This window comes from Planktothrix sp. PCC 11201, assembly GCF_900009135.1.
GTDB lineage: Bacteria > Cyanobacteriota > Cyanobacteriia > Cyanobacteriales > Microcoleaceae > Planktothrix.
This window is the reverse complement of sequence record NZ_LT797688.1, coordinates 623645-647430: the sequence shown is the minus strand read 5'-3', so window position 1 is coordinate 647430 and position 23786 is coordinate 623645. Positions and strand designations below refer to the sequence as shown.

At 39.5% G+C, this 23786-nt stretch carries 16 protein-coding genes; 1 reads left to right on the top strand and 15 read right to left on the bottom strand.

The window, feature by feature from the left end; genetic code table 11:
* Positions 1-114: 114 nt before the first annotated feature.
* The 6 genes from fbp to PL11201_RS03545 form a co-directional block, all read right to left on the bottom strand.
* Positions 115-1191, bottom strand: a complete 1077-nt coding sequence (gene fbp / locus PL11201_RS03570) for a class 1 fructose-bisphosphatase (RefSeq protein ID WP_079677222.1) — start codon at positions 1189-1191, stop codon at positions 115-117.
* Between the two features lie 26 nt (positions 1192-1217).
* The gene (locus PL11201_RS03565; protein ID WP_234996598.1) at positions 1218-2354 is read right to left on the bottom strand and encodes a fatty acid desaturase; all 1137 of its coding nucleotides are present in this window, start codon (positions 2352-2354) and stop codon (positions 1218-1220) included.
* Between the two features lie 36 nt (positions 2355-2390).
* Positions 2391-2753 carry a rhodanese-like domain-containing protein gene (locus PL11201_RS03560; RefSeq protein ID WP_079677221.1) on the bottom strand — a complete coding sequence of 121 codons (363 nt, stop codon included), beginning with the start codon at positions 2751-2753 and terminating at the stop codon, positions 2391-2393.
* A 195-nt stretch (positions 2754-2948) separates the two neighbouring features.
* Positions 2949-7265: a helicase domain-containing protein gene (locus tag PL11201_RS03555; protein WP_079677220.1), complete on the bottom strand. Its 4317-nt coding sequence runs from the start codon at positions 7263-7265 to the stop codon at positions 2949-2951.
* A gap of 256 nt (positions 7266-7521) precedes the next feature.
* The gene (locus PL11201_RS03550) at positions 7522-8322 is read right to left on the bottom strand and encodes a hypothetical protein (protein WP_079677219.1); all 801 of its coding nucleotides are present in this window, start codon (positions 8320-8322) and stop codon (positions 7522-7524) included.
* A 212-nt stretch (positions 8323-8534) separates the two neighbouring features.
* The gene (locus PL11201_RS03545; RefSeq protein WP_079677218.1) at positions 8535-10709 is read right to left on the bottom strand and encodes a WD40/YVTN/BNR-like repeat-containing protein; all 2175 of its coding nucleotides are present in this window, start codon (positions 10707-10709) and stop codon (positions 8535-8537) included.
* 378 nt (positions 10710-11087) lie between these two features.
* On the opposite strand from PL11201_RS03545, the gene PL11201_RS03540 reads away from it, so the two are divergent.
* A complete protein-coding gene (locus PL11201_RS03540; protein ID WP_079677217.1) occupies positions 11088-12260 on the top strand; it encodes a hypothetical protein in 1173 nt (390 codons plus the stop codon).
* 5 nt (positions 12261-12265) lie between these two features.
* Here PL11201_RS03540 and PL11201_RS03535 read toward each other — a convergent pair whose 3' ends face one another.
* The 9 genes from PL11201_RS03535 to PL11201_RS03495 form a co-directional block, all read right to left on the bottom strand.
* On the bottom strand, positions 12266-13432 hold the full coding sequence (locus PL11201_RS03535; RefSeq protein ID WP_079677216.1) for a glycosyltransferase family 61 protein: 1167 nt from the start codon (positions 13430-13432) through the stop codon (positions 12266-12268).
* 46 nt (positions 13433-13478) lie between these two features.
* The gene (locus tag PL11201_RS03530; RefSeq protein ID WP_079677215.1) at positions 13479-14573 is read right to left on the bottom strand and encodes a glycosyltransferase family 2 protein; all 1095 of its coding nucleotides are present in this window, start codon (positions 14571-14573) and stop codon (positions 13479-13481) included.
* Between the two features lie 86 nt (positions 14574-14659).
* Positions 14660-15292, bottom strand: a complete 633-nt coding sequence (locus PL11201_RS03525; protein ID WP_079677214.1) for a serine O-acetyltransferase — start codon at positions 15290-15292, stop codon at positions 14660-14662.
* 26 nt (positions 15293-15318) lie between these two features.
* A complete protein-coding gene (locus tag PL11201_RS03520; RefSeq protein WP_079677213.1) occupies positions 15319-16407 on the bottom strand; it encodes a glycosyltransferase in 1089 nt (362 codons plus the stop codon).
* Positions 16408-16470: 63 nt separating this feature from the next.
* Positions 16471-17748, bottom strand: coding sequence for an O-antigen ligase family protein (locus PL11201_RS03515; RefSeq protein WP_079677212.1), 1278 nt, complete (start codon positions 17746-17748; stop codon positions 16471-16473).
* Positions 17745-18668, bottom strand: a complete 924-nt coding sequence (locus tag PL11201_RS03510; RefSeq protein ID WP_079677211.1) for a glycosyltransferase family 2 protein — start codon at positions 18666-18668, stop codon at positions 17745-17747. Before PL11201_RS03510 ends, PL11201_RS03515 begins: the two co-directional genes overlap by 4 nt.
* Positions 18669-18859: 191 nt before the next feature.
* A complete protein-coding gene (locus tag PL11201_RS03505) occupies positions 18860-20188 on the bottom strand; it encodes a flippase (RefSeq protein WP_079677210.1) in 1329 nt (442 codons plus the stop codon).
* A gap of 47 nt (positions 20189-20235) precedes the next feature.
* The gene (locus tag PL11201_RS03500) at positions 20236-22446 is read right to left on the bottom strand and encodes a GumC family protein (protein ID WP_079677209.1); all 2211 of its coding nucleotides are present in this window, start codon (positions 22444-22446) and stop codon (positions 20236-20238) included.
* A 169-nt stretch (positions 22447-22615) separates the two neighbouring features.
* Positions 22616-23740, bottom strand: a complete 1125-nt coding sequence (locus PL11201_RS03495; protein ID WP_200816691.1) for a glycosyltransferase family 4 protein — start codon at positions 23738-23740, stop codon at positions 22616-22618.
* Positions 23741-23786 lie beyond the last annotated feature (46 nt).

The following is a 23786-nucleotide window of genomic DNA, read 5'->3' as shown; positions in this document are numbered from 1 at the left end:
GTGTCCTAACTGTAATGCGTGGCGCTATATATAGCAATCCTAAATCGATTGTAATATTTTACCGTAGGGGTTGGGTCTCCCAACCCTCTTTGCGCCTGGGTTGGGAGACCGTTTTTATTCAATTCCTCCTTCTTGTTCCCGACGTTTGCGATCTTCAATAAATGATTTAACTAACATTACATCCTCTTTACTCCCAATAATTAAAGGGGTACGTTGATGCAGTTTTCCGGGAATCACATCTAAAATTTCTTGGGCTCCGGTTGAAGCCATTCCTCCGGCTTGTTCAATTAAAAATGCCATGGGTGCAGACTCATATAATAACCGTAATTTTCCCTCGGGTTTCTTAATCGTACCCGGATATAAAAACACACCGCCTTGATATAAAATTCGGTGAACATCTCCCACTAAAGCCCCACTATAACGGGCCGTATATCCTTCATGACGATGGACATAACGGGTATAATCTCGAATGGATTCATCCCACTGCCAAAAATTCCCTTCATTCACACTATAAATCGGCCCATGATCTGGAATTTTAATATTCTCATTCGCTAGAATAAATTCTCCCAAACTCGGGTCAAGAATAAACGCATGAACCCCGGTTCCAATAGAATAAACGAGAATCGTACTCGGGCCATAAAGAATATATCCGGCGGCAATTTGTTTGCGTCCACTTTGTAATAAATCCTTCGCTTCCCCGTCTTCATCGTTGCCTTCCTGTTGACGAATCGCAAATATTGATCCGACATTTAAGTTCGTATCTAAATTCGATGAACCATCAAGGGGATCATAGAGCAAAGTATAGCGTCCAATCGGGCAATTTTCGGGAATATAAAAGGGTTTTTCCATTTCTTCGGAGGCCAAACGACAGACTAAACCGCTTTGTTTGAACACCGAAATAAACACGGAATTAGAATAAACATCCATCTGTTGTACGGACTCTCCCTGCACGTTTACGGCCCCGGTAAACCCCAACGCATCATCCACTAAACCCGACTGAGATAAGCGACGGGCGATGAGTTTTCCCGCCAATCCGATGCGATTCATTAAAGCGCTAATATCCTGAGCATCGTGGGAAAAACTATGGAGTTGTTGGAGAACATGACGGGATAAAGTGGTGCAATCTCGATCTAAGTAATATCCTTGATCAATAGCATCGGAAAAATTAGATTGAACAGATTGATCTACCATAATCAAGGGTCTCCATGTTAGGGGGTTTAAACGGACTTAATCGCTGCTGGCATTTTGTTTAGAGAATTTAAAGCAGTAGCTTGACGAAATGACCGGATTGAGACTAGACGGTTAGCCGTAGAATCCCAGAGAATAAACTTAAAACAATCAGGAATATCTGAAATTCTCAGGGTTTTGACCCCGGCGAGTAAATGTATATTCTGATTATGACAAGCTTCAAGGTTATAGTTGGGGATTCTTTCACAAAGATGATGAATATTATGATAGCCAATATCGGCGGAAAACCACTTTAAAATCGGAGGTAATTCCAGGTAACTACTGCCCTCAATTGCACCTCGGAGATAGTCCCAACCTTCGGTTTTATGGGCGTAGGAACCCTCAAAGTTATGTTGTACAAAAAACACACAAATAAACAGCGCCGCTGAACAGGTTAGGGTGATGGAATATACTGTCCAGAAAAACCCCCATCCCAGATAATGACTGAGGATAATCCAGCCCCCAACCACACAAATATTGTTAAAAAGTAGATCCCAAAATTCCCCAGTAGTATACCAATTTCTGGATTGATAAGAGGAGAAACGCTCCCTCCAACTCATATTTGGATCTTGTTTGAAGGAAGTTAAAACATGAATAAAACAACCATAAATTCCCAGGATTAATGCGAGTCTAGGTTTGATGGCTAGGTAGAAAAAACCTCCGGGAAAAATCATGAATGGATGTCTGAGAAATTCATACCACCCCTGAGCCGATGGACTCAGTTTAGCAAATTCCTCCGTGGAAATTAAAGCCGAGGGGCCGCGATAACGTTCCCAGTCCCCATTGGTTTTGTGGTGATAGGCGTGTCCTCTTGACCAGGGATATTGGGGGATGGCGTTGATGACCCCAAGGATAAAACCCACGACTCGATTCACCTTTTTTGAACTAAATAGGGAGTAGTGTCCGCAATCGTGCATTAAGGAAAAACAACGGACTGAAAATAGGGTGATTAACACCATAATCGGTGGTAGCAACCACAGAGAAATAGCGGCGGCTTTAACGGCTAAAATCCATAACAGCAGATAGGGAATAACGGTATTTAAGATTTGATAAGTTCCCCATAAATTATTACTTTTCCTGTAGGGAGAAAGGACAAAATCTGACTTTTTGATTTGAGTTTCTATCATTATTATTGAAATCAAAGGGATATTTTTTCTAGGATTTTAATATCGAGGAATCTGGGAATCAACCAAAACGGAATAAGCATCAATTCCTCCATTAATATTTTTGACCTGGGTAAAACCTTGCTGAATCAACCATTGACACATTTGGGCAGATCTCATGCCATGATGACACAGAATTAAGGTTTCTTGGTGCGGGTCAAGTTGAACTAAAATTTTATCTGACCAGTCGCTATATTGACTTAAAGGATAGTTAATAAATCCTTCTATTTTCGCCATTTCAATTTCTTGAGGTTCCCGCACATCAATTAACTGAATCTCTGCTTGGGAAACCGTTTTAAGTAAGTTTTCTAACTCTTGAACACTAATTTCTGGAATCGGTTGTGTAAAAAATTGTTCTGACATAAAAGTGTACCTAATATTCCTGATTCGTAGTGAGCCCTTCAGGGCTCTATCATATCTTGATTAATCACCTAAATCACAAATTAACCTACCTCTACTGATTACTCCTACACTGATAACTGTTACAGACGCGCCATGGCACATCTCTACTGATGACTGATTAAACTGATCACTCTTACACTGATAACTGATGACTGATTAAAGGGAGATAATACTAGAAATTCCCCGAATATGCAACTCTACCCTCGGCTTTTCATCTCGATAAAAAACCGTGCCTCGATAATCTCCTGTAATACTATTAAAAGAAAGTTGATGACCGTCAGCCACTTCTAATATTAATTCTCCAATTCTGACTTTTCCTTGTATCCCATCGACATCAATTTGTAGGGCTTTGGAACTATAAATATCCGTCAAAAGTACCCATAAACTATTATTCCGTTTGGCTCGTTTAACTTGAATATGACCAATTTGGAAACTAAAGCCATCGGCTTCTGGCCCCAAAAGGCGGATTTTTGTGCCGGGGGGTAGACCCTGAACCCTGTCATCATCCAGGTCAGGATTCGCCTGGGAGGGGTCGGGAGGCGAAAGTTGGAGTAATTTGGGATTTTCGATTAAATCCACCCGGGGAGGGTCGGAATTGAGGGTGGTGGGATCGATGTTCCAATCCTTGGCCCGGCGAGTAATATCTTGTTGAATTTCCTGCGCCCGGATGGGTTCGGCAACTAAGGCATATTCTTTTTGTTTGAGTTTAGTTGCTAACCATCGTTGTTGAGCAAACTGTTTTAAAGCGGGTTCATTACTACTAATAAATCGCTCATAAAATTTAAGAGTGGGGACTAATTCCCCAATTTTTTCTAAAGCAATTCCCACCTCAACCACGGCTAACTTTTGTCGCCAGTTGGAGACCGATAGGGCTTTTTCAATTAAGGCTAAATAGCGACCCCGAAAATCCCTGGCTTGTTCAGGGGTTAAATTAGAACGGGAAATTTGTCGAATTAGTTCAAACCTAAATAGAATGGTCTCTAGTTTACCACATTTTTCGATCGCTGCGATCGCATCAATCCAACGTTTAATTCTAATTAAATAATTAATCCAATCCCGCAGACGATTTTGTCGCTCTAAAGCCCGTCCTAAACAATCTAACTGTTTAATCCATTGTTGATTTCCCGACTTCCCAGATTTTTCCCATTCCACAATAATTCGTTCAAAATCTAAGGCTTTTTCCAAATAGGGTAAACCTTCAGGAAATCCCGATAATTCAGCTTTAGCCAGATAATATTCTCGTTTTTGATTTGCCCCGCTTTCTTGCCAACACCGAACAGCCCGACGTAAGTTTTTAGCCCGATAATAACAATCTCCAGCTAATTCTAAAACCCCATGGTATTTGGCTTCATCTAATCCCTCTAAAACCTCTCCTAACCGTTGCCATTCTTCCGGGTCTAGGATTTTTTCCCGCATCAATATTCTCACTTGACGACTATAATCCTGTACCGCCGATTTCCAAGCCTTAACTAAACGGTTTTCTTTAATCAGTTGACTACTCAAACCTTCCTCTAAAAATTGAGTAAATTGTCGAATATTGGGCAAGGTTTTTGACGTTTGTGCCATAAATTCAACCAAGGGTTTTTCTATAGTTTTTTTCTGGGGAAATTGATGATACCATTCCGCTAAAGCTTGCCAACACATTCCATCCCAGAAACATTCCCACGCCTCTAATTCCTGACCTCTTTTCAGGAATAAACGCCCCGCTTCTCGAAACCGTTTATCGAATTTTAAAGCAAAGGCTTCACATAAATCAGATCTTTCTAAATATCCTAATTCTCGATAAAATTGTTTCGCCCGTCGGAGGTCAGCGGCATTTTTTTGATTCCGACCATTCTCTTCAAATTTTTGGGCTTGGGAGGCTCGGTTATCCCGTTGTAATCCATCTAAATTATCCCCCCAACGGACTCCTCCGATATAGGTTTGCCAATGCTCCGGTTTGTTAACTTGATTTAACCAATATTGATCATACTGTAGAGACGAGCCACGGCGCGTCTCTATCTCTATCGCAGGGTCTGTTTCAACTGTTGCATATTGCCATAAACAGCGATCGCCAATTTCCGTATCAATAATGACTAAATCCGACATTCCTCGACTAGCTGCGACATAAAGTTTATTAAAAAAGTATTCTAATTCCAAGGGATGATTCCCCGTCCCTTGAACATAATCAATTAAAGGTTTTTTATTAAATTCCTTGGCAAATTGATCCCCAAATTTATATAAAATAACCAGAGGAAATTCTAATCCTTTTGCTTGAATTGCACTCAAAATATTCTTAGGAGGATTTTCTTCCGTAGCATCGGGAAATAAAGGGGATAAAAATTCATCTCGTCTAATATAGTCTAACTCCCCTCCCGCTTCACAGGGAACAATAAAAATCGGGGATTTTTCAATATGTTGTTTGAGGGAGTCGGCGGAAAAATTATTCTGTTCAAAAATAAATTTTTGCGGGGTGGGAGACTCCAGATAAGATTGCCAAGACTCCTGGGGTCTTAACTCTTGAATTTTAAATAAAATATGTCGCCATAGATGAATTAAATTCGTGACTTTGACAATGGAAGGACTTGATCTATAATTAGATTCAAGCTCATAAAAAGTCATGGTTAAATTAAGTTTTCGCGTCGGGTCAAGGGCTGCAATCACTTGATCAAAAAAGGTCGCCTTGACGCTTTCCCAGCGAAATCCCGTGGGGTTTAAAGTCTGAAAGGGATCTCCAGCAAAGGCAAAGGGTAAACACCAAACCGGGGGGTATAAATCACAATGGGAAAATATGGATAACTGCATAATTAAGCGCAGTTCTAAACTAGTAAAATCCTGAGCTTCATCACAGAAAATAGCCGTATAAACGGGTAAATTATCTCCACTAAATTCCAAAACTTTTCTAATCAAATCTTGATCATCCCAATAGCTTTCGCGGGTGGTTAATTGATAATACCAAGGCCAAACTTGCCGATAAATGGCTTGAAAAATATCCAGGGATAAACTCCGTTCTCGTCGGGGAATTTCTTCATAATCATCGGGGGTCATATACCCTTCATTTTGTCCCGTGAGGGTATAACCTTTAATAAAGGTTCTAATAATATGCCAACAAAGTTCGGGGGAATAACGACTATAGCGACGGCTACACCGTTGCCTAAAATCATGGAAACTAATATATTTATCGGGATCAAATTTATCGCTTTCTTCTGGGGGGAGTAAACTTAATAAAAACTGTTGAAAGGATTTAAAACAAATATCAATCGAGGGTTTGTTTCCCTGTCCATCGGCTTCTAATAGAAATTTATGGTGACTTTTGAGGAGTTTTTTTACCCCTTCTTTGGCTTTCCCTAATAATTGTTCATTATAGGTTAAAAACAAAGGATGGGGCACCGAGTTTAATCGTTGACGATGTTGTAAATAATATTTTTGATATCGATAACAATAATCGGCAAACAGATAAAATAACATGGTTGATTTACCACTGCCCGCCCGTCCATTAATAAAAACTGGCAGGGAACTATTACTAATTTCTGGGGTAGATAATTCATGGAGAATTTTTTCTTCCTCCATCGATAACGCCCAATTAATTCCAAATTCCTGCTCAATTTCTAACCAGATTTCCGAATCTCCTAATAAATAATCGGGATAGGAGCGGCGGGTATAGCGGGCTAAATCCTCTAAGGTTAATTCCTGGGTTAAAATATTACTTTGATTAGGGTTTTCTGAGGTTTCTCCCGAAGTAGAATTAAACAGACGGGTGATTTGACCGACTTCCAGAATATCCTGGGAATTGGGATAATGATCAAAGGTAGAAAGTAAAAATAAAACGCTGCGGTTGGGAGTATCGCAGGTGAGAATCCAACTATAAATAATATAGCGATTTTGCTCCGGTTGCCCGGCAATTTCAATCCCTAAAAAGTCAGTGGGTGTAATTTCAATTCCCGACTTTTTCTCCACCAAACTATCCACAATGTCATAATAAGTCCGCCATTGCAGTTGAGTGTCGGGTTGTTTAAATTGTGTGACCCAAATTTCACTTTCACAAATCACCGCATCGGTGGTATTTTTAATCCAATCTGGCCCTTTTAACCAAATTTGACGTAAATCTTCGGGCAAACTGGGGCGACGGGGAAAGGATTTTTGTTCTTCCCGTTGAGCATTAATACTATTTTCTAATTCTTTGGGATCAATTAACGAATCTAAATGACTGATACCATATTCATCAGGATTTCTTAAAAATGCCTCATACTCGTTTCCTCCCCGGGGAAAAACCGCCAATAAACATAAAATGGGGTCATTATTCACCCAGAGAATTTTGCCCAGTAAACGCAAGTTCCGCACGGGTCGCTTTAAGTAGGGATAATTCCACTCAAACAGCGCCTGCACAGCCACTGTCCCCTGAGTCTTGATGGTGACGAGTAATTCTGCCACTTGACTCTGGATGCCCTGCTGTTTCGCTTGTGCGTCGAATGTCGGGGTTGTGTAGATTAGCATGACTTCGATTTTGACACAATTTCATTGATGTCACCATAAAGTCATTTTGCGTTATTTAACGGGAAAATATCAAATCGAGTTGAGGAGCAATCGTCAACTGTTAATGGTGATCCCTGCAATCCTGGATATTTTAGGACATTTTGGGATCTCAAACCCTCTAAAAATACCAGAATCAGCAGCAGCCAATGTATTACTTTTGAAGCATGAATGTTTCCTTTGGGCTTTTGAATCTGGTATTACGCCTTTTTAAACCAAATTAATCGACATAATTTTGCATTTTCTCATCTATTAAATGGGCTGATGATGGTAATAAATGGGCTGATGGTAATGGTTCATCTCCTTTAACAAAATTGATCGTAATTTGATCGATATATAAACCAAGGTGAAGTAAGAGGAAGTCGATAAAGATAACGACTCCTAGCATTTCTAACGCGTCTTCTGATGTGCTAGTGAACATATAAATTAATTGTTTATTGCCGATTGTATCAAAAATCAAAGCAGAGATCATTTCCATTCCTAAAGCTCCCATCACATATGTGATGGCGGCAATAATTAATAATTTTTTTTGTTTGATAGGAAAAGACCAAACGAATTTTAGGTAAGACAATCCGAGTAAAAAAACAATCGGTATGGCAATTACAACCCAATTAAAGGTGAAGACTCCTTGTTTTTTAATCCCAGCTATTGAGGAGAGGTTAGTAGCTAGGGCGCTGTTAGTTAAGGCATCATGAAGTTGAACTCCTTCATCCCAGCCTAAAAGTAGAAAAATTACAGCCAGAAAACCCCAATGAATAGTATACCGATCCCCTTTCTCTTTTTTAATAAAAGTAATTAAGGCACATAAAAAAGAGGCAAGCCAAAGAATGAGAACGGAAAATAGTGTCGGAATATTGCGTTCTGTCCCTAAATTAAAAATATCTGAGAAGAACTCAAAAATTCTATTGTCTAAAAATTTACTAATTATTTCTGTTAATAAACTTAAGCTAGTCAAAATACAAATAATAACCAGCAAAAATTTAATAATTTTTTTGGCAGAGATGGGAATATTTAGATTCATATCTGTTGTTAATCCAAATTATAATCGGTTTCAGCTTAACACTGATTTAACCTGGCAATAACCCAATCTTAACGTTTCTTTATATTAGAATGGAAGCGGATAAAAACAGTTATGAACACTACGGTAAAACACCTCTAGCTCCCCTCTAAACTCATTAAAAATGAGGGGGAGCATTGTGGGGGATCAAAATGTCAATTAACTCAACGAATCATTCAGAAAGGTTGTCCATAAATAAACCCATTACCACCTGTTCCTAAAAAGACGCGACCAAATACTTTCATATCTCCGGTTAATACCCGTGAGCTTCCCCAATATCCTAGAGGATAATCAGCTATTCTTAACCAAGTTGTACCGGAGTCTGTAGAGCGAAATACCCCTGATTGATTAGCGATCTTACCATGAACAAACAGCGTTAGATTCTGACGATTGGGGGCTGCTTTACCAAAACCAATGGTTTGACTTTCTTCAACCTGGGAAATTTTGATAAAATCTTGACCAAAATTGCGGGAGTAATACAGTCCTTGGTCTTGTAAACTCACCCAAACTTCTCCCTCTTGACCGGGAACAGTTTTTACCCTGGCTCCTTGCCAAACACCTCCAGGTAGCTTGTCATTAACAATTTTCCAGGTTTTCCCCCCATCATCACTGCGAAATAATCTTCCCTTAACGTGATGATAAAGATAAAATGTTCCGCCTTTAACCCCATCGGCGGCTAAAATTTGTTGACTATTCCATAAGTGGCTATGGGCTCCTCCGCCCATATCAGGTTGTTCAAAAGCATCAATTTTCTGCCAAGTTTTCCCTCGATCTTGCGTAAAATAGGGCGGTTTATTATCACTAGGTTGCCAGACAATATTATTAACATCCGTAGCGGAAACCGCCACATTCCCAAAGACTAAACTGGGAGGATGGGTTTTCTGGGTAATAGAGGCAAAATTTTGCCAAGTTTTGCCATTATCTTCGGAAAATCCCGCCCGAATTACACTGGGATCATGATGACTTGCACCCACAGAAACAATAAAGTTAGGATCACCTGCACTATAGGCAAGACTGGTAGTAGTATTAAATGCTCCGTTTCCATGGGTAGTTTGGGGAAAGGTGTCTAAATTTTGATGACGAAATCCATCAAGATCGGCGATCGCAGTAATTAAACTTGCTTCTCCTGGGGGACTGATGGCATCAAAAGTTACGGTTTCCTCGATCCCATTCACTCGGACTGACCAATTAAGAGTTTGATCGCGGTTATTTTCTGTTTTTAAAACTCCTAGTCCCGTGGTTAGCCAAAGATGATTAGGATGGACGGGATCAATAGCAATTCCTCCGGTTAATGTCCACCAACTCCAAGTCGGCCACCAAGGAATTCGATCCAAATTATTGTTTAATTTTATCCAAGTTTTTCCCCCATCTTGTGACCGATAAATTCGGGTAGGGGTCAAAGGATAGGTGGCAACAAATAGGGAATTACTATCTTGGGGATCAACGGTAATGGCACTATAATTCTTATTCAAGGAGGGAGTAATATCTTGCCATCCCTCGGTTGTGAATTTCCAAACTGCACCCTGGGGATCTTTTTCCCTCAAATACAAAGTTATGAATAATTCTCCCTTGGAGTTGATCACAGCTTGTTGGGGAACTAAATCAGAATTCGATAATTTTTTTAAAACTTGCCAGGTTTTTCCGGCGTCGTTGCTGTGATAAATTCCTTCCCCTGATACTCCTGCATAAATACTTTGAGTTTTCCCCTCTAATATTCCTGATTTCGGATCAAAAATAACAAAGCTAACTCCGGCTTTATTTTGAGTTTCAGAATGGGGTTTTCCTAGAGGTAATTGTTGGGGATCGATTTGTTGCCAAGTATTCCCCCCATTTTCAGAGTGCCATAACCCATTTAATCGCGAGCCAAAGTAAACGATATTACTATTATTCGGATCAATGGCTAAACGTTCTCCCGTCCAGCGCCACCATTCATTTCCTCCCATCGGTAAAGAAAAAGGCAGAATTTGCCAAGATTTCCCCTGATCTTCTGATTTCAAAAATTTCCCAGAAGGTGGTTCTCCCGAGTTCGTTTTAGTATAAGCTCCGGCTGCTAGATAAATCAAATTGGGGTTTTGGGGAGTAATGGCTAGACTTTCAATATTCAGGGACACGGGTTGGGAAATAGTTTGGGCACTCAACAATTGCTCCCAACGTTGCTCATTTTCCAGCCAACGAAAAGCTCCCCCGGCATCAGTTCTAGCATAGATCAGATTGGGAACCGTTGGATGAATCACAATTCCGGTCACAAATCCGCCGCCGCCAATTTTAACTGGACTCCAAACGTATTGTTCGCCCGTCTGGGTTTTAAAGTGAGATTTATGGGTGGTTTGGGGTGTTGTATTAGAAGACATAATAGATATAGAAGATTGACAAGCAATGATGATCAACAAAGTCCCAACTGCGAATACCAGGGTACTTGAGCGTAAGAGATAGGGTATTTTCACGGAGTTACTGACCTTTCAGGCACGATCTGAACTCAGTGTAATCCACAATTGATAGATAATTTTAATTAAACCAACATTGATCATCTTAAATCAAACTGTTGTCATTTAAGTTAATCAGGGATAACATTGTAGAAAAGGAAATTTTTTAAGAGTGCATCCGATCATTGAATCCCAAATCCTACTGAGCAAAATCTTAGTATTGGTTTGATTTTGGATACACGGGTATTAATTGTAACAACTTCTGTCAATCGCCAACACTGATCAATCGAAAAAAGGAACTTTTCAATGATATTTTATGTAGTGACCGAAAAACACGCTTTTACGATTAACCAACATTTAGAATCTTGGGGCAGAAACCTTTTACCTCAAATCCGCCCGGTTTTTTATGAACAATTAGATAAAATCAAAAGTCTTCCAGTGGGAACCTATATCTTTTCAGATTTAGAGCGTTTAAGTCCTGAAGAATCGGAAATGGCGGCTCAAGTCTGGGAACAACTTGCCAATTCAGGTCAAGGAGTTCGCCTGCTGAATCATCCAACTCGCTCTATGCGACGCTATGAACTGTTAAGAACTTTGTATCAACAAGGTTGGAATAAGTTTAATATTTATCGCATTATTGAAAGGCCTCAACCGGAACGATTTCCTGTATTTTTACGCGGAGAAACCGATCATGCTGGGAGCCGAACAGCATTACTAGAAACTCCTGAAGACATGAAAAAAGCGATCGCGGAACTGTTAGAAACAGGGGATAGTCGAGAAGACAAAATTATTACGGAATTTTGTGATACCTCAGACGAAACTGGACGATTCAAAAAATATGCTGCGTTTATTGTCGGAGATCAAATCATTCCCGATCATCTATTTTTTAGTCCGAATTGGATGTTAAAAATGAGATATTTGGATTTACAGAATGAGGAGATGGTATTAGAAGAAAGAGATTATGTAAAAACTAATCCCTATGAATCCCAATTGAAAGAAGTCGCTAAAATCGCCCGCATACAATATGGACGGATCGACTATAGCATTCTCGATGGCGTTCCTCAAATTTGGGAAATTAATACCAATCCTGTGATTTTAGAACGGTATTATTTAGCGGATACAAACTTTAATCATCCCTTAATTGATCAGAGTTTCTTTACCCGCCGACCGGAATGCTGGACAAAAGTGCGGATTGCTCCTGAAAAATTACCCGAATATCAGAAAAAACATCAGCCTTTAGCCATAGCGCGAATTTCCGCAGAAGAATACTTTTCCCAGCAGTATGAAAAAGCCTTAAAAAGTCTGGATACTCACCAAGATTTAACCACCAAAATTCCTATTTCAGCAAGTAAACGCACCGATGAAAAACCCTCACCCCGACAATTATTATTCTCATGGCTGAAGTTTCTTCCCTATCCCCTACAAATCAAATTACTTGAGAAGATCAAAGGTCTTTCTTATCAGATTTTCGGAGCTTAACCCACTTAGGTTAACACCCTCAGCAATTCTTTTCTGAGGGTGTCTACATTAATGGTTAGGTTATGAAATTGATTAGTAAAATGTTCAATGGCGATCGCATCATCGAAAATACAGGAATAATCTAAACCTAAGACTTTACAAAAATAGTAAAATCCTGCTTTTGTATAACCACTATAAAACAATTCAATTACTTTTGTTCCTGGGTCACACCAGAGAAGATTCGTTAATCCCGCACCATGAACGCCAACAATTACAGCAGCTTGTTGAAAAATAGCGATTTGTTCTTCAACGGTGCGGGGAATATCTTCAATTACTTCAAAATCAAATTCTTGCAGCAGTTGTCGAATTTCAGTTTCATTTTCTAAGACTCGTTTACTGCGTCTGGGGAAGAAAATTCGTTTTTTAGGTAAGTTAACCACCGGGGACAAAAACTTTTTCCTCAACAGTTGAATATCCGATGGACTAACGCGATTAATATTACTTTGATTATTGGCAATAATTAAAGATTTTGCCTTGATTTTATAATCAATATTGGCGGTATCAATCAGATGATCTTGATCAATGCCCAATTTTTGCAAATATTCCGTTTCAAATTGAGTTTTAAACAAAGGATAACAGACTTTTGCTGACCGCCAAATTTCTTTACCAAAAACCTGTTCAATCCGACACAGTTTGACAATTACTAAAGATACAAAACTAAAATATCCTCCAAAAAAATGTGACCAGGGTGCAACAACTAACGGATATTCAACTTCTTTGGTTTTAAATTGTCCTTTAAGTTTTAAACCCGCGGCGGTTCCATAGTCCAAATCTAATAATAGGTTTTGATTCACTAAAACTGTTCCAGATGGACAAAGATTCAAGGTTTTAAACTTGTCATTAACATCAACTTTCCAAACATATTCCGGCTCAAAAATAATATCATCTTGATATAACTGATCTAGGTTATTTAAACTATTCCAGGGAATTGTTCTTCTTCTATCTACCGATTCAAAGACAAAATCTGAAATCGGTTCTTGCTGTTGTTGATAAACAATATTATCCTTCAGCAGTTGAGACGTGGCTTGATGATCTAAAGATTTTCTCCAAAATCCCATTAGATACACCAACCAATTAGAGAGTCGAGAGTTTAATTGAAACTGAATCGGTTTCCAAAAATCCGCAAATTTCATGGTTAGACTTTTTATTTATAAAACAATTAAATCAAATTAAGAGTGCTTATTTTCCCCAACTTCCCGATGCTACCCAATTGCTATATCCTTTCTTTTCTTGCATTTCTTGATTCACTTGAATTGCTAATACTAGATCAATTAAAAACGCAGTTAAGGCTAGAGGACAAAATAAAATGGCTTTAGGTAGGGGTTTTTTAACTAAACTTTTAAACCGACGAATTAAAATAAAACGGGGAATTAACCAACCATTTTTTTCCTCTATTTTTTGCTGAATTAGTTGATTCAGCCACAGAGGATCTTGCTGATTTCTTTGCTGAATTAATGCCCCAATATTCTGTTCTTCAGTTTGATGTGCTTTTAAATCAGCGTAGAGCAATTGATTAACAGCTTGACCAAAAATCAACCACTTTTCATGACGAAAAAGACGACTAATATCCGTATAGGCTTCAAAAATATGGGATGCAGAGGGCGCCAAAATTACACGATTTGGGTTCTCTGGAGATTTTAATCCGTCGGTGACAATCATGGTATACAAAAAGGCGTCATCCGTCGGTAAAGTTGTCGGTAGCCAGATGGATCTTAACACGGAAGAACGAGCGCAGTAAAGTTGACCACTGATCCAAGCCGCACTACCTTCTACGGGATTATTTCCCGATAACCCTGAAATTAAAGTTGACAGACGATCTTTTAAATTCTGAGCGGGTTTGACAGCTACATCTTTAATCCGTTTATCAACCGTCACAAATACTTCAGATTGGGTTTCTAACACTTGAATCATGGAGTACAGAGTTTGAACTTCAAGAAACTGAATATCTGCCGCCATCACAATCAGATAGTCACTTTCGGGATCGGAAAAATCATGCACATAACGATTGAAAGCATTAGCTAAACCGGGTTCGGGAATCTCACAAATTTTACCCGTGATTTGAGGGATACCGGAAGATTGAAGCCATTTTTCTAGTAAGGTTTGAGATACTAAAGCCGTATCATCTTTACAACCATTGGGAATCACAAGAATTTCAATTTCCCAATTAGGATTAGGCTCGGTGAATAAAGTTTGTTGAAATAAAGATTCTAAAGTAATTGGGATAACAAGAGCTTCGTTATAAGCTAAGATCCCTAAACTAATTTTCCGCTTCATCTTACATTCCCTCAAGAATTATTAAAAACAAGATTAAAGTTGTAGGCAACGTTTCTCTGATGCACCTTGATCCCTAAAAGTTGAAATTATTTCTCTAAAGAAATTTCCGGGTTAATTAATTGATCTGCACCCAAAATAATCCAATCTTTAGAGCCTTGATAACTAATAATTTTAGCAGGAATTCCAACGGCAACGGCTTGATCAGGTAAGTTCTTTGTGGCAACAGCATTCGCGCCTATTGCAACGTCATTACCAATGGTAATTGACCCAAAAATCCTCGCTCCTGGCCCAATAAAAACCCGATCGCCAATTTGAGGACAGCCTCGTTTTTCCCCTCGTCCGCCAATCCCAATTGTAACATCTTGACTGAGTGTACAATTTTCACCAATTGTTACTTGATAATGAATAATAATTCCAAAGGCATGAGGAATAAATACACCGGGAGCAATATTGGCTTTATTGGGCAATTCGCAGCAGGTGATGATCTCAATTAGTTTTTGCCAAATGGCACACAATACTTTTAACACAAAACGAATAATCGGTAGGTGAACTTGTTGATCAACCCAACGACTACAACGATATTGAGTTAAAACCCATAATCCCGGTTTAGTCAAAAAAATCAACAGCCAAGAAGCATTATCCATGACAACATAGCGATCAATATCGCGTTTGAGGTCATTAAACAGGGTTTGAAGATGATCGGGTAATAACGTGATCATATTATGGGATTAGTGGAAAATAACAGTTAAATACACAAGTGTTGATATTGGTCAAGAGCATTTTCCAGGGAAAATATCTGCGCCCGTTCTCGAAGCATTTGCGAGTCCGGGGGAGTTGCTAGGGTGGAAGCGATCGCCGTGGCCATGGCTTGGGGGTCACCAACGGTCACCAACTGACCATAACGACCCGCGGCTAAAATCTCCGACGGCCCACTGTCACAGTTTGTGGAAACAACGGGAGTCCCGGCGGCCATGGCTTCGACTAAGACATTCCCAAATCCTTCCCAAGCCGAAGATAGAACCAAAATAGCCGATGCCGCCATATAAGCATAGGGATTTGATACAAATCCTAACAAAGCCACATCGGTTTCCAGACCCAAGGTTTGAATCAAAGATTGTAGAGCCGAACGTTCCTCTCCTTCTCCTAAGATGATCAGGCGGGCGGGTTGCTGTTGACGCAGTTGAGCAAAGGCTAAAATTAGCGTCCGAAAATCTTTTTGGGCGTGTAAGCGACCCACACCTAAAATAACCGGAGGTTGGTTAGGGGCAAACCAAGGATGATCAACCCGGTTGTGCAGGTTTTGTAGCAGTTCTGGGGTGATAATCGGGTTATAAATGGACTGAACTTTGTGAGCAGGAACCCCAAGTTGAATCAAATTATCGGCAACACCTTGGGATACCGCAATCACATAATCGGCCCAAGGATAGAACCACCCGACTAATTGAGGAGTTAGTCGTCGTTTAAGTTGGGTGGCATTTTCCGCTTCCCGGGAGAGATGATTATGAACAGTAACGGCAACTTTTGTGGAAACTCCGGCTAATTTTTTAGCCAAGAGTGCAACAAAATTGGTATCTTCTAGGGCGGAAAATAAAACTTTAGGTTGTTTTTCTTTTAAGTAATTGATTAAACGGGGCAGGCTAGAAATTAATCGGGAACTTTCTAGTTTTACAACATTAATTTGGGGGTGCAGTTGGGAGAGATAGGGGCCTTCGGCTTTGACTAAAACCAGATCAACACTTTTTTGGCGTTGGGCAAAACCTTGGGCTAAATTAATCATCACCCGTTCGGCACCTCCGCCTCCTAAATCCATCAGAAAAATGGCAATATCGGTCATGATTATTCAAATTCGGTGAGGGTTAATTAGGCATTGATTTTAACTGATATGCAAGCATTATGTTTAGGAAGAATCGACTGGATAGCTAGGGTAAATCATGGTTGTTCTTCTGGGTTTAACTCGTTTCATTGATAGGGAAACCATCACCACTAAAGCCCAAAATATGGAATTGAATTCAATAATGGTACTTTCAGTGATGTTGTACATTAATAGAAAAATGATGAAGAAAGCCGGCCAGAATTCGATGCTAGTGTTTCCATTTTTCAACCAAATAATAGCCCGAGCATAGGTCACAAAGATGATTAACAAAAATAAAAATAAACCAACTAAACCTAAATCAATAGCAGTATTAATATATCCATTATGACCGTGGGGGGGTTTATAACCTTCTTCTTTCCAAATCACCTCTGCTTCTCCCCTTTCTAGCCAGAATCCCTGATATCCATAGCCTAACCAGGGACGTTCAGAAATTTTTTCAATGGCAATTTCCCATAGGTTTGTGCGACCACTCAGTGTAGGATCTCGACCTAATGCCGCCAGAATTTCTATCCAGTATTCCACGACAAAAATGGTTAAACATCCGGCAATTAAAGTGGTTAGAACGAGGATAGGAATTACTAAGGTATCTTTCTGGCGCAACAGTTTATATAGAGGTAAAAGAGCCAGGATCATGATTAGTAATAACAGAGCCGTTTTAGATCCTGTTAACAGAATCATCAGAATACACATTCCAAAAGATCCCCAAGCTATTTTAGGCTTTTCGGGTTTATCTAAGGCAACGAGTAAGCAAACAATCGCTCCTAAAACCATGAATCGAGCTAACAAATTTTTTTGAGTGAATGGGCCCCGCCAAGATCCGGCATTCGCTCCAGCTTCGATGGCTGATCCAGGAAAAGCTAGGGTAAAGAAAAAAGAAAAAACAGCAATAAATCCAAACACCCAAGCTAACATTTGTAGTTGTTGTTTCATGGTGAAACGGGATGCAACATATAGTCCAAAATAACTGGTTTGGATCGTTGTAATCCCTTTTCGTTTGGAGAGAGACGGAAAATCAGACCACAAAAATGACAAAAAGGTGTATATGATCAGCATCCAAACCGTAGGATCTCGGATCATGGCGCGAACTGTACTTTGTCCCCTAGCTAAGAGCAGAAGCAGTGTAGTGATATAAAGAAATTGCTGCAACAGGGAGGAAACTTTATCGAGTGGATTGGACATGGGAGCCGTGTCATTCAGAGCATCCGGGCTAGTGTAGAAGCTGGCGAGGCGAAAAATCCCGGTGAGAAACATCATCCCAAAAATTGTAAATCTTCTCTCAAAAGCATCTAACTTGGGGTTCATGGTTTTAGGAAATAGTAAATTGCTCTAGCATAAATTTTGGCAATTTCCCAAGGCGAAATCGATGATAAATAAGCGTTGATATAGTAATTGCAAATCTCGTCTTTAACTTTTATCCTCCAAGCCAAGCAAATCCCAAAAGCTAACATTGTGTTTGTATATTTATGAAGAATTGGGAAGTTGGTTTTCATCCAATATGCCGTCACCACCTGGAGTTTAACTGATAAAGTGGCCTTCTGACTACTTAAGGTGTGGATATTGTGTTTATGAATTCTTTGTAATCCAATTTTTTCTAGCAAACAAAACCCTGGGCTTAAGGCTAAGGCAATATATTTGATATAACTATCACTAATAGATACACTCTCAGCTTCCGGCATTGGTAAAATTTGTGCTAATAATGAATGTCTGAAGCAGATTCCTGATGTCGCTGGTAAGCAGGGGATGAAACCCGTTAAGTGACCTTGTTGAATAGTGGATCTGATATCATAAACACCGGATTTTCCCTTTGCTTCTGAGGGAAAATAAGGGTCTTGAAGTTCAGATCCTGTGTCATTGGCAAATAATTTCAGGGTATGGAAACACCAGCCAATATCAGGGTATTGGTTGAAAATATAGGCAATTTTTTCGATTTTATCGGGAAGAAAAATATCGTCAGAGTCTAAGAAGCAAATTAAGTCTCCTTGGCTGGCTTTAAACCCGGCATTAAAGGCAGAAGCCTGACCGCCATTAGATTTTAAAATGGGTTTAATTCTATCGGTATACCTGGCAATAATTTCTCGTGAATTATCGGAAGATCCATCATCAACAACCACCACTTCTATATGAGGATAGGTTTGATTTAAAGCACTATCAATCGCATCAGCGAGAAACTGTCCATAGTTATAGTTATTAATCAGAATACTTACTAATGGCAGGGTTTCCAAAATCCTATCTCCTGAGAATAATAATGTTGTAAATAATACCAATTGCCCAACAATCCATGCCCCCCCGCTTCGCTCACAATCATATTCTAGCGTTCACGAATGTTTGAGAATAGCGATAGGCAAAATTATATCAAAAACTCCAAAAGTAATCTATCCCTAGATGATTGAGCTTTCTGTAGATACCCCAAGGATTATTTTACATTAAATTTGACCAAATTTAACATCATTGCCTGTGTCATAATTTTACCAAACTTTCGAGCTGGTGGATAAAGAAAGCACATTACATAGTCAGCAAATCCATAGGAAATGACCGTGGCAATGGCAGCACCCATACCTTGATACTTGGGAATTAACCAAAAATTTAGGATCACATTCATGGCCGCACCCGCCGTACTAAAAACAAAAGCAAATCCGGTTAATTCTTCTGTTGTGATCCAGATATCTTTGACGTAACCGAGAAAACCGAACATTGAAGACCAAATATGAACCGCCAAAATTGGGCCAGCTAGAGCATATTCTTCACCAAATATTAAAACGGTGAATGGTGTTGCTAAAAAAGTCATCGGAATGGCAATACAGTAAACCAGTAAAGCTTGGGAGTTACTCAGCTTTTGCAGTTTTTGATAATAAAGTTCTTCACTCACTTTTTTAGCCGCAATTATTGAAGGTGCAATGGATTGAACAATAATCGTCGAAGTAAAGGGCCATAATTCCGAGAGTCGCACAGCAGCCGAATAAATCCCAACAGTTTTGGAATCGGATAATTGACCCAACATCACCTGATCAATTCGCATATAAATCACAATAGAGAGACTGGCAAATATCAATGGGAAACTAATTTTCATCAATTGTTTAGCTCTTTTCCACTTAGCTTTCCAGGCAAAAATATCGTTCCCAGTGATTTTATAGGTAATAATTAACGCCACAATATTCAGACTATTTTCAATCATCACCAGCCAAGCAAAGGCAATCAGAGGCGCTTGAATTTTAAGCAGAAAAATTCTAGTTAAAGTTACTAATATGAACAAACCGTTGCGGATGAAGACGGTGTACTTCATTTCTAGCTGGGATTTAAACCAGCATTCAATTCCACTAAATCCTCGTAAGAATGAAGGAATAGATAAAATAACAACCAGCTTAATCGTTAAAATATTATCGGGTTGTAAAACAAGTATTGTGATTGCTGTTAAGATAAAAACAACCACTCCAGTGATAGTTTTAATCCAAAAATAAGTTCCTAAAATTTCTGATTTTAAGTCGGGATAAGTTACTAAGTCTCGAAAAATAAATTGAGATGATGCTATTTCAAAGAGCGGCGAAAAAATTTCACAAAATGCTAGGGCATAATTCAGTTCTCCAAACTCTTTGACTCCCAAATAACGGGCTACCCATGCCAGCATGATAAAAGCAATGCCCATGCGAAAGACTCTTTCCCCTAGTAACAAGATAATGTTAAAGAAAGCTTTTCGCTGATCTGGTTGCAGTTTTTCTTGAAGTGTTCGAGTAATTTTTTGCAGCATTTATTATGGGATTAATGTAAATTTTTATAAAAACACCATTATCGGATTTATGACTTTTGTTTAGATAAGAACTTTTTAGAATTTTTCTTCTCCTTATAGGAATAGACTTTGGCATGGTGAAAGTAACTATCAGGTTCTTCACGAATGTTGACATCATTCGCCACTAAACCCAATACATTTTGGCCAGATTTAATTAACAGTTCTTGTACGGCTGTTATGCTTACAGTATCAATGGTTCCCGGTCTAACTACCATTAAAATTCCATCGGTGACCTTACTGAGAGTTAAAGCATCGGCAACGAGTAATAAAGAGGGCGTATCAAAAATGACAAAATCATAATTTTTCCGAAACTCTGCCACTAAAAAATTCATTCGCTTAGAGCCCAAAAGAGCCAAAGCATTGGGTGGAATTACACCCGAAGGCAAAATATCTAAGTTAGGTACAACAGTCCGCACAGCCCATTCCCACTCCGCTTGATTGACAATCACATCACTTAATCCTTTGGGATTTAACTCATAATTTAAGTCCCAAATCTGATGTTGTCGAGGATGACGTAAATCGGCATCAATTAGCAATACCCTCTTACCTAATTCGGCGATCGCCACGGCTAAATTTGCAGAAACTTTAGACTTTCCCTCTCTGGAAACGGCACTCGTAACAACAATAACTTTTAATTCCCGATCAGGACTAATAAAATTCAAATTAGCTTGCAACATCCGGTAGGATTCACTAATAATAGAATGGGGTTCATCCAAAACCGGAATATTTGGTGTTGTCCGTTCGATTTTTATTCCCGCCCAGCGAACTTTTTCCTTGGAGGCGGGAATCATCGCCAACAAGGTATATCGATTCAATAACTTGCGAACTTCCTTAATAGTTTTAATGGATGGATCCATTAACTCCAGTACAAAAGCCATCACCACATAGAGCATTGCCCCAGCCACAACTCCACCCATCAAAATCGTTTTTTTACTGCTAGAAACAGGATTTTTTGCTACAATTGCTGGAGTCAGAATTTGGGCATTTCCCACATTTTGATTCTCGGCGATTCGGACTTGCTGTAGTCGGCTTGTCAGAATATCATAGGTACTTTGAGCTACGTTAAGCTGTCGCATCAAATCCCTTTGAGTTTGTTCTAAACGAGGTAATAGTAAAGCCCTTTCTTTCTGTCTTGATTGCGCCTGAATCAAAGAATTTAACTGCTGAACCAACCCTTGCTTTCCTGATTCCAAAGGTACGAGTTGTTCAATTAACTTTTCTTCTAGTAAGCCATTTTGTACCCCTCCCGGTGGTGCTGGTTTATTTCCTAAAACAAGTTGCATCCTTTCTTCTAGGAGGGCTTCAAGTGCAGCTTTTTCATTTTCTAAGGCCATAATTTCTGGTGTTTTGTCTAAAAAACGAGTTCTCAAAACAGCAAGTTGGTCTTCAACGTTATTTAGTTTAGCTACAACCTGTTGAATTCCTATGGAAGAACTCAGCGCACTTCGAGTAATCGCGGCTTCTGAACTCCCTCCTAGCTTTTGCTGCATAGCTTGAACCTGAGCATTGACCTGTTCTAGGGAAGCTCGAGCTTGATCAATTTGGTTATCCAGATTTTCAATTGTACTAACAACTGTCTTGAGTTCTTCTTCTAAATTAACAATATTATATTTTTCTTTGAAATTTCTTAAAGCAATTTCTGCATCTGTGAGTTCTTTTTCTTTTCGTGGTAACTGTTCCGTAATAAATTGACGAGCAGCAACGGCTTCCCGGCGATTTACTAAAATATTATTTTTGATGTAAAGCTGCATAACTTTATCAACAATTTTTTGAGCCTCAGCCGGGTTGGGACTTTCATAGGAAATACTCAAAATGTCCGTTCCTCTCACCGTCTCTACCCCTAATTTTTTAACGAAGTCTTCATAGACTAAGGGTTTGCCAGTTTTTCTGTTTTTTAGCTGTAATTGCTGAATGGTTTGTTCCGCAATGTCCGCAGACCGAATCACTTCCGCTTCAGTATCTAAGGGACTATCCTTGGCACTCAGGGTATCGAGACTACCAATTTTTCCTTCGGGATCTGAAACTAATGCCGAGGTGGGACTAATTTTCTTTAATCGCAGCTTTCCTTCGGCGGCAAAAGTTTTTTCGACGGACATTGCCGAGAATGTTGCCAGTCCGATGGCAATACAGGCAACCCCCACAGATGGCAACCAATGACGCTTCAGAATCAGCCAGTATTTTATAAAATCAATATCTTCTGGATACTCTTGAGGTTCCATAACTACTTAATCATTTACCCGTGTTGTTACACCATGCCTAAAGGCGAGATACTCCCTGATTTCGTTCAGCATTGACCGACCGATTGGAACTCAAACATTTTGAGCATCACTGTATTTATACAATTGTAGAAGTTACACCTCAAGACTGTGTGATCTGAATCGATTCTCTCTACAGGGTTTGTTTGTGTAGTCCATCTGATTCCGTGTCTTCTTGAGGATGATGGTGATTTTCTTTGTATTCAAAAATATGATGATAGAGGTTAAATAAAGCATCACTGTAATGCTCAATGGACAAAGGTTCTACCCGTTTACGCGCGGCCGAACCTAAAGATAATCTGAAGGCGGGATTTTCAATTAAAGACTGCATGGCTGTGGTCAGGTCTTGGACATGACCCGGGGTAATCAATAATCCAGTTTTGCCATTTTCGATGACTTCGGGTATACCCCCGACGGGAGTAGTAATAATCGGAAGTCCCCAACTCATGGCTTCTAAAATCGCCATTGGCAGTCCTTCATTATAAGAGGGAAGTAGCATCACATCACTTTGAGCTAATAATTGATCGCGTTGCTGTTGGTCAATCCAACCTGGAAAAACGATTTGATCTTTAATTCCTAATTGTATCGCTAAATTTTGAGCCTGTTCAACTTCCCCGCTTCCCGCTAGGACTAATTCAACCTGATTTCTATAACTAGGTTCCAGGTTCGCAAAAGCAGTTAATAAATCAAAAATCCCTTTACGTTTATTGATTTTTCCTAAAAAGACAAATTTGAGTTTGCCTATGGGTTCGGTTTTTTGCCATTGTTCAGGCAGGGCGACCGGGTTATTTAGAACCACCACTTGTTCGGGTGCAAGATGACAAGTTTCAATATAATAATTCCTCCAACTTTCTGACAAAGCAATCAAATAAGCGGAACGTTGGAATATCGCTGTAATCAGTTGCCGTATCCCTTGGGGCAATTTGTCATAAAATTCATGGAATTCACAGCCATGGGCATGAAGAATAAACGGTTTTCCCGTTGCCATACAAACTAAGGCAATTAGGCTTTTGCGAATCACACTTCCCCGTTCTGAGATATGGATGTGAACCAGATCAACTTCCCCTTTTAACAACTTCCATAAAAACGCCAAAAAAGCTTTGATAAAGACGATAGCGGTGGACAGCTTGGTAAACCGACTCACCTGACCATTCCAGGTCGTGATATGCTTAATAGTGAATTCCCTTGAGGCTATGTTGAGAATCAAGGTTTCAACACTTCCCATTCCACCTTTTTCTGCGGGAGAAGGGCCGAGCATAATGATTGTTTTGTGTTTGTCCATTATTGACTCAATCTTTTGATGG

Coding starts and splice junctions, on each gene's coding strand:
- fbp (WP_079677222.1), bottom strand. CDS start 1,191: ATGGTAGATCAATCTGTTCAATCTAATTTTTCCGATGCTATTGATCAA.
- PL11201_RS03565 (WP_234996598.1), bottom strand. CDS start 2,354: ATGATAGAAACTCAAATCAAAAAGTCAGATTTTGTCCTTTCTCCCTAC.
- PL11201_RS03560 (WP_079677221.1), bottom strand. CDS start 2,753: ATGTCAGAACAATTTTTTACACAACCGATTCCAGAAATTAGTGTTCAA.
- PL11201_RS03555 (WP_079677220.1), bottom strand. CDS start 7,265: ATGCTAATCTACACAACCCCGACATTCGACGCACAAGCGAAACAGCAG.
- PL11201_RS03550 (WP_079677219.1), bottom strand. CDS start 8,322: ATGAATCTAAATATTCCCATCTCTGCCAAAAAAATTATTAAATTTTTG.
- PL11201_RS03545 (WP_079677218.1), bottom strand. CDS start 10,709: ATGTCTTCTAATACAACACCCCAAACCACCCATAAATCTCACTTTAAA.
- PL11201_RS03540 (WP_079677217.1), top strand. CDS start 11,088: ATGATATTTTATGTAGTGACCGAAAAACACGCTTTTACGATTAACCAA.
- PL11201_RS03535 (WP_079677216.1), bottom strand. CDS start 13,432: ATGAAATTTGCGGATTTTTGGAAACCGATTCAGTTTCAATTAAACTCT.
- PL11201_RS03530 (WP_079677215.1), bottom strand. CDS start 14,573: ATGAAGCGGAAAATTAGTTTAGGGATCTTAGCTTATAACGAAGCTCTT.
- PL11201_RS03525 (WP_079677214.1), bottom strand. CDS start 15,292: ATGATCACGTTATTACCCGATCATCTTCAAACCCTGTTTAATGACCTC.
- PL11201_RS03520 (WP_079677213.1), bottom strand. CDS start 16,407: ATGACCGATATTGCCATTTTTCTGATGGATTTAGGAGGCGGAGGTGCC.
- PL11201_RS03515 (WP_079677212.1), bottom strand. CDS start 17,748: ATGAACCCCAAGTTAGATGCTTTTGAGAGAAGATTTACAATTTTTGGG.
- PL11201_RS03505 (WP_079677210.1), bottom strand. CDS start 20,188: ATGCTGCAAAAAATTACTCGAACACTTCAAGAAAAACTGCAACCAGAT.
- PL11201_RS03500 (WP_079677209.1), bottom strand. CDS start 22,446: ATGGAACCTCAAGAGTATCCAGAAGATATTGATTTTATAAAATACTGG.
- PL11201_RS03495 (WP_200816691.1), bottom strand. CDS start 23,740: ATGCTCGGCCCTTCTCCCGCAGAAAAAGGTGGAATGGGAAGTGTTGAA.